The organism is Actinomadura sp. 3N508, from assembly GCF_044326375.1.
GTDB lineage: Bacteria > Actinomycetota > Actinomycetes > Streptosporangiales > Streptosporangiaceae > Spirillospora.
This window is the reverse complement of sequence record NZ_JBIRAX010000001.1, coordinates 144,923-157,060: the sequence shown is the minus strand read 5'-3', so window position 1 is coordinate 157,060 and position 12,138 is coordinate 144,923. Positions and strand designations below refer to the sequence as shown.

11 protein-coding genes are annotated in these 12,138 nt (G+C 71.7%); 7 read left to right on the top strand and 4 right to left on the bottom strand.

What is annotated here, in order from left to right; all coding sequences use genetic code 11:
• Positions 1-3 precede the first annotated feature (3 nt).
• Positions 4-492 (bottom strand): MarR family winged helix-turn-helix transcriptional regulator, encoded by a 489-nt coding sequence (locus ACH34S_RS00670; RefSeq protein ID WP_395950359.1) that lies wholly within the window; start codon positions 490-492, stop codon positions 4-6.
• A gap of 161 nt (positions 493-653) precedes the next feature.
• Between ACH34S_RS00670 and ACH34S_RS00665 the strand changes: the two genes are divergently transcribed.
• The 7 genes from ACH34S_RS00665 to ACH34S_RS00635 all read left to right on the top strand — a co-directional run bounded on the left by ACH34S_RS00665 (position 654) and on the right by ACH34S_RS00635 (position 7,346).
• Positions 654-1,715, top strand: a complete 1,062-nt coding sequence (locus tag ACH34S_RS00665) for an LLM class flavin-dependent oxidoreductase (RefSeq protein WP_395950358.1) — start codon at positions 654-656, stop codon at positions 1,713-1,715.
• Complete coding sequence (locus ACH34S_RS00660) at positions 1,712-2,353, top strand: NAD(P)H-dependent oxidoreductase (protein WP_395950357.1); 642 nt, start codon at positions 1,712-1,714, stop codon at positions 2,351-2,353. The genes ACH34S_RS00665 and ACH34S_RS00660 overlap by 4 nt, the downstream gene beginning before the upstream one ends.
• A gap of 248 nt (positions 2,354-2,601) precedes the next feature.
• On the top strand, positions 2,602-3,750 hold the full coding sequence (locus tag ACH34S_RS00655) for an alkaline phosphatase PhoX (protein WP_395950356.1): 1,149 nt from the start codon (positions 2,602-2,604) through the stop codon (positions 3,748-3,750).
• Positions 3,751-3,864: 114 nt separating this feature from the next.
• Positions 3,865-4,755, top strand: a complete 891-nt coding sequence (locus tag ACH34S_RS00650; protein WP_395950355.1) for a hypothetical protein — start codon at positions 3,865-3,867, stop codon at positions 4,753-4,755.
• Between the two features lie 127 nt (positions 4,756-4,882).
• Positions 4,883-5,461 carry an NADPH-dependent FMN reductase gene (locus tag ACH34S_RS00645; protein ID WP_395950354.1) on the top strand — a complete coding sequence of 193 codons (579 nt, stop codon included), beginning with the start codon at positions 4,883-4,885 and terminating at the stop codon, positions 5,459-5,461.
• Positions 5,462-5,490: 29 nt separating this feature from the next.
• Positions 5,491-6,501 carry an ATP-binding cassette domain-containing protein gene (locus ACH34S_RS00640; RefSeq protein ID WP_395950353.1) on the top strand — a complete coding sequence of 337 codons (1,011 nt, stop codon included), beginning with the start codon at positions 5,491-5,493 and terminating at the stop codon, positions 6,499-6,501.
• On the top strand, positions 6,498-7,346 hold the full coding sequence (locus ACH34S_RS00635; RefSeq protein WP_395950352.1) for an ABC transporter permease: 849 nt from the start codon (positions 6,498-6,500) through the stop codon (positions 7,344-7,346). Before ACH34S_RS00640 ends, ACH34S_RS00635 begins: the two co-directional genes overlap by 4 nt.
• 26 nt (positions 7,347-7,372) lie before the next feature.
• Here the strand turns inward: ACH34S_RS00635 and ACH34S_RS00630 are convergent, their stop codons facing one another.
• The 3 genes from ACH34S_RS00630 to ppk2 all read right to left on the bottom strand — a co-directional run bounded on the left by ACH34S_RS00630 (position 7,373) and on the right by ppk2 (position 12,116).
• Positions 7,373-10,561, bottom strand: coding sequence for an AAA family ATPase (locus tag ACH34S_RS00630; RefSeq protein WP_395950351.1), 3,189 nt, complete (start codon positions 10,559-10,561; stop codon positions 7,373-7,375).
• A gap of 61 nt (positions 10,562-10,622) precedes the next feature.
• Positions 10,623-11,303: an alpha/beta fold hydrolase gene (locus ACH34S_RS00625; protein ID WP_395950350.1), complete on the bottom strand. Its 681-nt coding sequence runs from the start codon at positions 11,301-11,303 to the stop codon at positions 10,623-10,625.
• A gap of 9 nt (positions 11,304-11,312) precedes the next feature.
• Positions 11,313-12,116: a polyphosphate kinase 2 gene (gene ppk2, locus ACH34S_RS00620; RefSeq protein WP_395950349.1), complete on the bottom strand. Its 804-nt coding sequence runs from the start codon at positions 12,114-12,116 to the stop codon at positions 11,313-11,315.
• Positions 12,117-12,138 lie beyond the last annotated feature (22 nt).

The following is a 12,138-nucleotide window of genomic DNA, read 5'->3' as shown; positions in this document are numbered from 1 at the left end:
CCCTTAGGGAGAGGACGCCTTTCCGGTTTCGCGGGCCGTGTCGCCGGGGTCGGTGTCGGGGTCGAGGACGGCCCAGGTCTCGGCGAGGGTGCGCAGGCGATCGTCGTCCAGCCGGTTGAAGAAGAGTTCGCGCAGGTCGGCGTGGTGCCGCTGGCGGGCCCGGCGGATCAGGGCCCGGCCCTCGGCGGTCAAGGTCGCGTCGAAGCCGCGGCCGTCGGCGGCCGACCGCCGCCGTTCGATCAGGCCCCGGCTCTGGAGGCGGTCGGCGAGGCGCGTGAACCCGCCGCTGGACATCAGGCGGCGCTGGGCCAGCTCCGACATCCGCATGCCCTGCGGGGCGGCCTCGTAGAGCAGGGACAGCACGCTGTACTCGGCCATGCTCACGTTCAACGGGGCGAGCCCCGCCTCCAGCGCGCGCCAGAGCCGTTCGTGGGTGTACAGGAACCCGCTCCAAGCCTCCTGCTCAAGGTCCCGCAGCCGGTCGGTCGCCATGTCGGCACGGTATCCGGACGGCGCCCCCGCGGCCAACCGGAATATTTGTCTGCGCACGCAAGTTGTTCGCGTCGTGCCGGCCGGGACCGCTCCGGACCCGCCGGCCGCCATGCAGCAGGGCGCGGCCCGAGCGCCGCGCCGCCGACGAGAGAGGACCGGACATGGCATTCGAGATCGGCATCATGACGTTCGGCGAGATCACGGAGGACCCCCGCACGGGCGCCGCGCCATCGCCGCGGCAGCGCGTCCGCGAGACGATCGAGCAGGCGAGGGTCGCCGACGAGGTAGGGCTGGACGTGTTCGGCGTCGGCGAGCACCATCGCTCCGACTTCGTCGGGTCGGCGCCGTCCATCCTGCTGGCGGCCGCGGCCGAGGCGACCGAGCGCATCCGGCTGACCAGCGCGGTCACCGTGCTCGGCTCGGAGGACCCCGTCCGCGTCTGGGAGCAGTTCGCGACGATCGACCTGCTGTCGGCGGGCCGGGCCGAGATCATCGCTGGACGCGGCTCCTACACCGAGTCGTTCCCGCTGTTCGGCCACGACCTCAAGGACTATGCCGACCTGTTCAGGGAGAAGCTCGACCTGCTGCTCAGGATCCGCGAGCGGAACCCGCTCACCTGGCAGGGACGTTTCCGGGCGCCGCTGGCGGACGCCGACATCGCGCCCCGCGCCGACGGCGCCACGCTGCCGATCTGGGTCGGCGTCGGCGGGTCGCCGGCATCCGCGATCAGCACCGGACGGCTCGGCCTGCCGATGGCGCTCGCCCTGCTGCTGGGGCCGCTGACCTTCCACGAGCAGACCGTCGACCTCTACCGGGAGTCCGCCGCGGAGGCCGGGCATGACGCGGGCGCGCTGCCGATCAGCATCAACACGCACGGTTATGTCGGACGCACCAGCCGGCAGGCGAGAGACGTCATGTACCCGTACTTCGCGAAGGGCATGGCGGAGAACAACCATCAGCGAGGGAAGGGGCTCCTTCTGCCCCGGGCGGCCTTCGACGCGCAGTCCTCACCGAGGGCGGGTCTGCTGGTGGGGAGTTCGCAGGAGGTCATCGACAAGCTGCTCGCCTACCACGAGCTGTACGGGCTGAACCGCGCCATCATCCAGATGGGTTTCGGCGGGATGCCGCAGAAAGAGCACCTTGAGGCGATCGAGCGGCTCGGCACCGAGGTGGCGCCGGTCGTGCGCCGCGAGACCGCCGCGCGCGTGGGGAGGGCGGCATGACCGTCATCGAGGCAGAAGCCCCCGCCACGGCGGGGGACGGCGCGGTCTTGCGGGTCGTGGTCGTCAACGGCAGCCCGAGCCGTCCGTCCAAGACGATGGGACTCGTGGACGTCGTCCTCGACACGCTGCGGGGCATGCTCCCCATCGAGACGTTCCGGATCGACGTGTACGGCCTGGGGCCGGGGTTCACCGGCGCGATCGAGCGCGACGGCGTCCCGCCCGAGGTCGAGGCCGCGCTCCGGCTCGCCGAGGACGCCGACCTCCTGATCGCGGCGGCGCCGGTGTTCCGCGGTTCCTATCCCGGCATGTTCAAGCACTTCTTCGATCTCGTCGAGCAGTACGCGCTGGCCGGCAAGCCCGTCCTGCTCGCCGCGACGGGCGGGGGCGATCACCACGCGCTCGTCCTGGAGCACGCCATGCGGCCCCTCTTCGCCTTCTTCCAGGCGCTGACCGTGCCCGTCGCGATCTTCGCGAACGCGGGGGACTTCGACGGCGCGACGCTGCTCAACCCCCGCGTGTACGGACGCGTCCAGACGGGCCTCGCCGACGTGGCGGACCTCCTCCGGGCCCGCGCGACCTCCTCCGGTCTCGCGCGCCCGGCGCCGCCCGGCGCGTACCGGCACCATTCAAATAATTGATCGAGACGCTCGATGAGCGGATGTCCAGAAATCGGGGTCGCGGCGGCCTCGATTTCTGGACCACTTTCATAAGGCTGGAAGATCGTCCGAGACGGCCAATTGGCCGATCAATGTCAGGGCGGAAATCAGCCATTTTCATGCTGGCTTTTGTTCACCCTGAACGGGCGTGGATTTTGCCATGTCTCCTTACCTTCGGTGATGCCGCGGCAACGGATCGTCTCACCCCCAGCCGTCAGGAGACACCGCCGATGAAACGTCGTACCTTCCTGCGCACCTCTGTCCTCGGAACGGGGGCCGTCGCGTTCTCCGGAACCCTCTGGCAGAACGCCGCCCTCGCCGCCCCCGCCCAGCTCGGCCCCGGCCCGTACGGGGCACTGGGGTCCGCCGACGCCAACGGCATCCAGCTGCCGTCCGGGTTCACCAGCCGGATCGTCGCCCGGTCCGGCCAGCCGGTGCCCGGCACGTCCTACACCTGGCACAGCGCGCCCGACGGCGGAGCCGTCTTCGCCGACGGCACCGGCTGGATCTACGTGTCCAACTCCGAGGTCTCGGGCTCGGGCGGCGCCTCCGCGCTCCGTTTCAACTCCAGCGGCACCGTCACCTCCGCGTACCGGATCCTGTCGGGCACCAGCCGCAACTGCGCGGGCGGCGCCACGCCGTGGAACACCTGGCTGTCCTGCGAAGAGGTCAGCACCGGCTACGTGTGGGAATGCGACCCGTGGGGCGCCCCCGCCACCCGCCGCGACGCCATGGGGCGCTGGAACCACGAGGCCGCCGCGGCCGACCCGGTCCGCAAGGTGATCTACCTGACCGAGGACGCGGGCGACGGCGGCCTCTACCGCTTCATCCCGGCGACCTGGGGCAACCTGTCCACGGGCACGCTGCAGGTCCTCACGGGCGGGACGGGGACGTCCGGCTCGTTCTCCTGGGCGAACGTCCCCGACCCAGACGGCTCGCCGACCCCGACCCGCGACCAGGTCTCCGGCATGAAGGTCTTCAACGGGGGAGAGGGCTGCCACTACGCAGGCGACACCGTCTGGATCACCACCAAGGGCGACAACCGGGTGTGGCAGTTCAACCTGCTCAACAACACCTACGAGCTCGCCTACGACGACAACCTCGTCAACCCCGGCCCGGCGCCGCTCACCGGCGTCGACAACATCACCGGCTCCACCTTCGGCGACCTGTACGTCGCCGAGGACGGCGGCAACATGGAGATCTGCGTGATCTCCCCGGACGACAAGATCTCGGTGTTCCTGCGGGTCAACGGGCAGAGCGGATCGGAGATCGCCGGTCCGGCGTTCACCCCCGCCGGGAACCGGCTGTACTTCTCGTCCCAGCGCGGCACCTCCGGATCCGGCATCACCTACGAGATCACCGGCCCGTTCCGCACCTGACGGCCGGCCCGCCGCCGGCTCGCGGCATCGCGCCCGCGGCCGGCCCGGCGTCCAGCGCCCCCCTCCCCCGGGCGCTGGACGCCATCGGCGTGCGCCACCAGGCAGGATGGGCCCATGCGCCGAATTCTGGATCTTGAAAGCAGTGAGCTCGCCGCGCTGCGCGGGCGGGAGCTGACCGCCTCCGTCGCCGCGAGCGAGGGCCGCGCCGTGGTCGCCGAACTGTGGGCGGACGCCGCGATGCTCGCCGGGGCCCACGGCACCGGCGGGGTCAGCAACATCGAGCTGGTCGCCGCGTTCGGGGCCGACATCGTCATCCTCAACCTGGTGGAGCGGGCGTTCGACGGCACCCGGTGGCGGCTGCCGGTCCTCGGCGAGTTCGGCTCGCTGGCCGAGGTCGCCGGCTCCGTCGGACGTCCCATCGGCGTCAACCTCGAACCCGGTGACGTGCCCCCGGGCCGGAAGGCCACCGTGGACAACGCCCGCCGCCTCGTCGACCAGGGCGCCGCCCTCCTGTGCGTGACGGCCAATCCCGCCACCGGCGCCGATCTGGCCGACATCGCCGACGCCAGCCGGGAGCTGCGGCAGGCCCTGGGCGAGGACGTCGCGATCTGGTCCGGGAAGATGCACATGGCCGGACGCATCGAGCCGCTGGACGCGTCCGGCATGCGCGCCGTCGCCGAGGCCGGCGCGGACGGCGTCCTGGTCCCGCTGCCCGGCACCGTTCCCGGCGTGACCGGCGCGATCGCGGCCGAGGCGGTGCGGGAGATCCACGCCGCCGGAGCGATCGCGATGGGCACCATCGGCACCAGCCAGGAGGGCTCCCATCGCACCCTCGTCCCGCAGCTGGCGCTGAACGCCAAGGAGATCGGCGTGGACGCGCACCACATCGGCGACGCCTACATCGCCGGCGCGATGGACCCCGAGTTCCTCTACGACTACTCCGTCGCCATCCGCGGCCGCCGCCACACCTGGCACCGCATGGCACGCAACGTCCGCCGCCGATGAGTTTTCGAGAGCCGTCCGGTCTGCATGGAATCGGGTGACACAGAAGTGTGCTAGATCGGATCTAGCGGACATCGCGCGGGTTCTAGCGCCTTCTGGGTGAACACCCAAGACCTAGGGGAGGCAACCGATGATCAATGATGCGGCGCCCCTGCGGGTGGCGGTCATCGTCGGCAGCACCCGCGAGGGCCGGGTGGGCGACCGGATCGGCGGCTGGTTCGCGGAGCAGGCCCGGCGGCGCGACGATCTCGACGTGGCCGTCATCGACCTGCTGGACGTGCCGTTCCCGGCCCGCTACCCGGCGGCGGCCACCCCCGGGGTCGCCGAGTTCACCGCCCGGCTGGCCGGGGCGGACGCCTTCGTCGTGGTCACCCCCGAGTACAACCGCAGCTTCCCGGCCGCGCTGAAGGAGGCGATCGACTACGCCTACGACGAATGGCAGGCCAAACCGGTCGGCTTCGTGTCGTACGGGATGGGCTCCACCGGCCTGTACGCGGTGGAGCAGCTCCGCACGGTCTTCACGGGCCTGCACAGCATGACCATGCCGTGCCGGGTGAGCTTCGACCTGCTGGACGGGAGCGTCGACGACTGCGGCGAACCGTGCCAGGCGGAGGCGCCCGCGCAGCGCGTCAAGGCGATGCTCGACCAGCTCACCTGGTGGGGCACGGCCTTGCGGGACGCGCGCGCGGCACGCCCCTACGTCTCCTGAACCTTGAACCACATGCGGAGAGGAACATCATGAGCAAGCAAGATCTGGCGATCGAGACCGAAGGGCTCGTCAAGACCTTCGGGAAGACACGGGCCCTCGACGGCCTCGACCTCCAGGTGCCCACCGGCACCGTCTACGGGGTGCTCGGTCCGAACGGCGCCGGGAAGACCACGGCCGTGCGGGTGCTGGCGACCCTGCTGCGTCCCGACGGCGGTCAGGCGCGGGTGTTCGGCCACGACGTCAAGAAGGAGGCCGACGCCGTCCGCGGCAAGGTCAGCCTGACCGGCCAGTACGCGTCGGTGGACGAGGACCTCACCGGCACCGAGAACCTGATCCTGCTCGGCCGGCTGCTCGGCCACCGCAAGGCGGCGGCCCGCGAACGGTCGGGCCAGCTGCTGGAGGCGTTCGGGCTGAGCGACGCCGCCGACAAGCAGGTCAAGAACTACTCGGGCGGGATGCGGCGGCGCATCGACATCGCGGCCAGCATCCTGAACACCCCCGACCTGCTGTTCCTCGACGAGCCCACCACCGGCCTCGACCCCCGCAGCCGCAACCAGGTCTGGGAGATCGTCCGGCTGGTGGTGGCGCACGGCACCACGGTGCTGCTGACCACGCAGTACCTCGACGAGGCCGACCAGCTGGCCGCCCGGATCGCGGTCGTCGACCACGGCAAGGTCATCGCCGAGGGGACGCCCGGGGAGCTGAAGGCGTCGATCGGCGCCGGCGCGGTGCACGTGCGGCTGCGCGACGCGGCGCAGCGCCCGCAGGCGGAGGAGGTGCTGGCACGGGAGCTCGGCGCGTCCGTCCAGCTGGAGGCCGACCCGGTTGCGCTCACCGCCCGCATCTCCGGCGACGAGACCAAGCTCGGCGCGGCGGAGCAGGCGTCCCGCGCGCTGTCCGAGCTGTCCCACGCCGGGATCACCGTGGACGACTTCTCCCTCGGCCAGCCCAGCCTGGACGAGGTGTTCCTGACCCTGACCGGTCACCCTGCCGAGAACGGGGCCGAGAACGGCGCCAAGGATGAGGAGGTGGCGGCATGAGCACCGCGACACAGGAATCGACCGCTTCGACGTACGTCCCGTCGGCCGACACCATCGGCACCGTGCTGGCCCGGGGCGACCGCCCGGCGAGACCGAGCGCCCTGTCGGCCTCGCTGACCTTCGGCTGGCGGGCGATGCTGAAGATCAAGCACGTGCCCGAGCAGCTGTTCGACGTCACCATCTTCCCGGTGATGATGGTGCTGATGTTCACCTACCTGTTCGGCGGTGCGCTGGCGGGCTCGACCAAGGAGTACCTGCAGTTCCTGCTGCCGGGGATCATGGTGATGAGCGTCGTGATGACCACCATGTACACCGGTGTCGCGGTCAACATCGACATCGAGAAGGGCGTGTTCGACCGGTTCCGCAGCCTGCCGATCTGGCGGCCGTCGCCGATGGTCGGCTACCTGCTCGGCGACATGTTCCGGTACACGATGGCCTCGATCGTGATCCTCGTCCTCGGGCTGATCCTGGGCTTCCGCCCGGACGGCGGCCCGGTCGGGGTGATCGCCGGGATCGCGGTGCTGGTGGCGTTCTCGTTCGCCTTCTCCTGGATCTGGACGATGGTCGGCCTGCTGATGCGCGGCGAGAAGGCCGTGATGTCGGTCAGCATGTTCGTGCTGTTCCCGCTGACCTTCCTCAGCAACGTCTTCGTCGACCCGGAGACGATGCCCGGCTGGCTGCAGGCGTTCGTCGACGTCAACCCGGTGACGCAGGTCGTGGACGCGGTCCGGAGCCTGATGGCCGGCGAGAACGCGGGCAACGAGCTGATGTGGGTGCTGATCTGCGGGATCGCGCTCGTCGCGGTCTTCGGGACGATCACGATGCGGCTCTACAACCGCAAGTAGCCGGAAGGCTGGAGATCGCCTGGTGGTCAGAGCCGCCAGGCGATCTCGCGTTCCGGGCGGTAGGAGCAGGACGAGCCGGTGGAGACCGCGTCCCGCAGGTGGGCGGCGAGCTCGGGATGGCGCCCGTCGAGCTTGCGCAGCGTGTCCTTGATCCGGGCGGTGACCGTCTTGCGGGCGCGTTCGGCCTGGTCGCCGAGGCGCCGGGTGCGTCCGGCGAGACCGGCGGCGGCGCGCAGCTCGTCCAGCAGCGCGGCCCGTTCGCGGTCGTAGCCGGCGGCCCGCTCGTCGTCGCCGAGCGACGCGGCCTGGTCGATCTCCTCGTCCAGGACGGCCAGGCGGCGCTTGTACCGGGCCTTGGCCTCCTCGTCGAGGACGGCGTCGCCGCCCATCCGCCCGGCCGCGACCACGGCCTCGCCGCCGTCCGGGCTCAGCAGCCGCACCGCGGGGACGTCCACGCCCGGGCGTTGCAGCAGCGTGTGCAGGTCGTGCAGGCCCTTGCCGTCGGGCATGTGGACGGTGCGCCCGCCGAACGCGAGCGTCCAGACCTGCCCGTCGAACCGGAACACGTGCTCGGCCTCCGGCGCCGGGGCCGTGGGCCCGGCCGGCTCGGACGGCCGCAGCTCCTCGACGCGCCGGCCGACCTGCCGCATGCCGATCTCGGCGGCGACCCGGCCCGCCTCGTCCAGCAGCCCGGCGGCGGCCTCAGCGTCGCCCGGCCCGCCGCGCCCCAGCAGTGCCTCTGCCAGCCGCGACGCCGCCTCGATCGACCAGGGCCGCGACCGGAGCACGTCGGCCGACCGGCGGGCCTCGGTGAAGCCGGCGATCGCGTCGTCCCAGCGCCCTTCGGCCAGGTCGAGCAGCGCCGACCAGTGGCTCATCGGCCCGCCGATGTCGCAGCCGCACAACGACACCGCCCACAGCCCCGCGTAGGGCGAGAGGTCGGCGCGGGCCTTCGCGCACAGCTCCGGGTCGCGCAGCTCCGCCGCCACCTGCGCCTGGAGCCGCAACCACATCGGCAGGACGGTCGGCGGATACGGCTCGGCGACCCCCTCGTACTGCCGGACGTGCGCCAGCGCCGCCCGCACGTCACCGCGCTGGACGGCCGTCAACGCCTCCATCAGCCGCGCGAACGGGTGGGCGACCTCGTTCAGCGCCCGGTGCACCTCGTCCGAGTCGTCGAACCGGCCCTCCAGCAGCCGCAGCGCCCACCGCAGGTGCTTGAACATCACCGACCACTCGGCCAGGGGCCGCGCGCCGAAGGCGTCCACCTGGTCGAGCAGCTCTTCGGCGGCGGCGAACCGGCCGAGGAAGCCGGAGATGATGCTCTGGTCGGCCATCGAGGCGAGGCTGAACCGCGGCCGCCCGTTGCGCTCGGCCATCGCGACGAAGTCGTGGTACTGGTCGAGGAAGCGCGGGTCGCCCTGCTCCAGCAGCGCCACCCAGCGCAGCGACCCGGCGAAGTACTCCATCATCTGGTTGCCGGTCCGGCGCCCGACCTCGGTCATCACCCTGGTGAGCGCCTCGCGCTCGACGGCGCTGCCCGGCCCCCAGATCAGGGCGTACCGGGCCCACAGGGTGAACGACAGCTCCTCGTCGTTGCCCGCCTCCTCGGCCGCCGCACACAGATGGACGGCCAGCTCCTTGGCGAGGTGGTCGGCGGAGCCGGGGTCGGCCGGCGGCCCGTCGCCGGACGCGCCGCCCATGCGGACCAGCAGGTCGCGCGCCTCGCGGAGCAGGTCGATCTTGAACGCGGTCCGCTCGGCGTTCTCGTCGTAGAGGTGGAGCCCGAGCGCCACCCGGGCGAGCATCTCGGGACGGCCGGACGAGCGGGCCGCCGTGACGGTCTCGTCGAAGATCCGCCGGCTGCCGTCGTGATCGCCCAGCGCCCGGAGCTGGTTGCCGAGGTCGAGCGCCACCCGCAGCCCGGCGACCGTGTCCCGCCCGGCGCGCTCCAGCGCCCGCCGGTAGTGCCCGGCGGCCTCCTCGAACGCCAGCCGGTCACCGGCGTCGCGGGCCGCGGCCTCCAGCAGCGCCACCGCCCGGGCCGGTTCCAGCTCGCCGCCGGCCAGGTGGGCGTGCCGGGCCAGCTCCGTCACCAGCATCTTGTCGCGCAGCGCCGGGGCCGCGTCGACGGCCCGGACGATCGCCGCGTGCCGCCGCCGGGCCGTGTCCTCCTCCAGCGACGCGTACAGCGTCTCGCGGACGAGGTCGTGCGCGAACGCGAACCGCCCGCCGCCGAGCGAGGTCACCAGCCGGGCCGACGACGCCTGGTCGAGCAGCCGGTCGACGCTGGCCACCGGCGCCGCCGCGCACGCCGCGAGCACCTGCCGGTGGAACTCGCGGCCGAGCACCGCCGCGTCGGTGAGCAGCCGCGCCACCGCCGCGGGCAGCAGCGAGAGCCGCCGCCGCAGCGCCTCCCGGACGCCGGGGGCGATGGCCGTGACCGACCCGCCGCTGCGCCACAGCCTGGCCGTCTGCTCCACGAAGAACGGGTTGCCGCCGGTCCGCAGGTGTACCTCGTCGACCAGGCTCTCCTCGGGCTCCCGCCCGGCGGTACGGGCGATCAGCGCGCCGACCGCGTCCCGGTCGAGGCCGGTCAGGGTGACGGTGGTCGCCTTCGCCACGAGCCCCAGCATCCGCGAACGCAGCGGATGCTCGGCCGGCTCGATCTCGACGTCCCGGTAGGTGCCGACGAGCAGCAGCCGCTCGAACCAGGTGTGCTGCGCGGCGAACTCCAGCAGCTTGAGGGACGCCGAGTCGGCCCAGTGCAGGTCGTCCAGGACGACCACGACCGGGCGGCACTGCGACACCGACACCAGCGCGGTGGTGACCGCGTCGAACAGCCGGAACCCTTCGGCGGGGTCACCGCTCCCGGACCCGCCGCTCCCGGAGTCGCCGAGCAGCACCGACAGGCCGCCGGCCGTCGCGTGCTCCACCTCCGCCCACTCCTCCGGGGCGGCGGTCCGGCGCAGCGACCGGATCACCTGGACCCAGGGCCAGTAGCCGGGGGCGCTGTCGGAATCCCAGCACGATCCGCTGAGCACGAGCGCGCCCTGCCGCCTGGCCTCCTCGACGGCCTCGGTCACGAGCGTGGTCTTGCCGATCCCGGCCTCGCCCGCGATCAGCACCAGCCCGCCGTGGCTATCGGCGGCCCGGCCCATTTCGGCACGCAGGACACCGGCGGGGTGGTCCCTCCCGATCAGCACAGGTGTCATCGTGGGCGGTCGGCTTTCGTGGACGGCACTTCCCCTAGAAGGTATCCGCTCCACTCGGGTTTCACGTGCTGAGATAGCTCTCCAACCGCTCGGCGAGCTCCTTCGGGTGGCTGAGCATGACGCAATGGCAGCCGGGGATCTCGTCCGGGACGATGCCCAGCCGTTCGGGCACGAGCCGCCGGAAGAAATCGGCGGGGAAGAGGCGGTCGTCCCTCGCCAGGACGAACTTCGTTGGCACCTCCGGGTGGGCCTTCAACGGCCACGGTTCGGAGTAGGTGATGTTCGACTGGCCGCGCGCATGGCTTAGCGCCTCCTCGGCCAGCGCGCGCGGGACACCGTTGTAGAAGCCGATGAGCGGGTCGTCGTTACCGGTCAGCCCGCCGTCTTTGGCGGACTGCTCCTTGGCGGCCGCGCCGTGGCCGGTGTTGTCCCACCATTGCGCGGGGGCCTCGCCGGGGGCCGGGATCATCGCCGCCAGGTAGACGAGCACGTCGACCGGCAGCCGGCCGGCGATCAGCGGGGCGGTGAAGCCGCCGAACGAATGGCCGACGACCACCAGATCCCGGCGGTCGCCGATCTCCCCGACCACCATGTCGGCGGTCTCGCCCATGCCCTTGGTCTCGTCCTCGCAGGGCAGGTCGGGGGCGACGACGTCGTGCCCCCGCGCGCGCAGCTCGGCCTCCACGAGATGCCAGGACCAGCCGACATCGCCCCCACCATGAATCAGCACAAAGGTAGCCATTACCGAAGCCTAGGTTCGCAGGGTCGCGGAGTGGTCGGGAACGTAGGTCTGCATCTCGCGCGGTGACCGCTCGTAACCCTTCGAGGGAGGCCGCTCGGGCAGTTCCAGCCGCGGCCGCTCCACGGCGCGATACGGGATCGTCGACAGCAGATGGGCGATCATGTTGATCCGCGCGCGCCGCTTGTCCTCGCTCTCCACCACGTACCAGGGCGCCTCGGGAATGTCGGTGTGGACGAACATCTCGTCCTTGGCGCGCGAGTAGTCCTCCCAGCGGGTGATGGACTCCAGGTCCATCGTCGACAGCTTCCAGCGGCGCATCGGGTCGTCGAGCCGGCTGCGGAAGCGGCGTTCCTGCTCGGCGTCACTGACCGAGAACCAGTACTTGCGCAGCACGACGCCGTCCTCGACCAGCAGCCGCTCGAAGATCGGGCACTGGTGCAGGAAGCGCGTGTACTCCTCTTTGGTGCAGAACCCCATGACGCGCTCGACGCCCGCCCGGTTGTACCAGGACCGGTCGAACAGGACGATCTCCCCGGCGGCGGGCAGGCGCTCGGTGTAGCGCTGGAAGTACCACTGCGTGCGCTCGCGGTCGTTCGGCGCGGGCAGCGCCACGATCCGGGCGACGCGGGGGTTGAGATACTCGGTGACCCGTTTGATCGTGCTGCCCTTGCCAGCCGCGTCCCGTCCCTCGAACACCACGACGACGCGGGCGCCTTCGTCGCGCACCCATTCCTGTAGCTTCACCAGCTCCGCCTGGAGCCGCGCCAGCTCCGGCTCGTACACCTTTCGCGGCAGCCGCTTGACCTTGCTCATGCCCCATCCTTACCCGGTCCCC

Coding starts and splice junctions, on each gene's coding strand:
- ppk2 (WP_395950349.1), bottom strand. CDS start 12,116: ATGAGCAAGGTCAAGCGGCTGCCGCGAAAGGTGTACGAGCCGGAGCTG.
- ACH34S_RS00660 (WP_395950357.1), top strand. CDS start 1,712: ATGACCGTCATCGAGGCAGAAGCCCCCGCCACGGCGGGGGACGGCGCG.
- ACH34S_RS00640 (WP_395950353.1), top strand. CDS start 5,491: ATGAGCAAGCAAGATCTGGCGATCGAGACCGAAGGGCTCGTCAAGACC.
- ACH34S_RS00625 (WP_395950350.1), bottom strand. CDS start 11,303: ATGGCTACCTTTGTGCTGATTCATGGTGGGGGCGATGTCGGCTGGTCC.
- ACH34S_RS00630 (WP_395950351.1), bottom strand. CDS start 10,561: ATGACACCTGTGCTGATCGGGAGGGACCACCCCGCCGGTGTCCTGCGT.
- ACH34S_RS00665 (WP_395950358.1), top strand. CDS start 654: ATGGCATTCGAGATCGGCATCATGACGTTCGGCGAGATCACGGAGGAC.
- ACH34S_RS00655 (WP_395950356.1), top strand. CDS start 2,602: ATGAAACGTCGTACCTTCCTGCGCACCTCTGTCCTCGGAACGGGGGCC.
- ACH34S_RS00645 (WP_395950354.1), top strand. CDS start 4,883: ATGATCAATGATGCGGCGCCCCTGCGGGTGGCGGTCATCGTCGGCAGC.
- ACH34S_RS00670 (WP_395950359.1), bottom strand. CDS start 492: ATGGCGACCGACCGGCTGCGGGACCTTGAGCAGGAGGCTTGGAGCGGG.
- ACH34S_RS00635 (WP_395950352.1), top strand. CDS start 6,498: ATGAGCACCGCGACACAGGAATCGACCGCTTCGACGTACGTCCCGTCG.
- ACH34S_RS00650 (WP_395950355.1), top strand. CDS start 3,865: ATGCGCCGAATTCTGGATCTTGAAAGCAGTGAGCTCGCCGCGCTGCGC.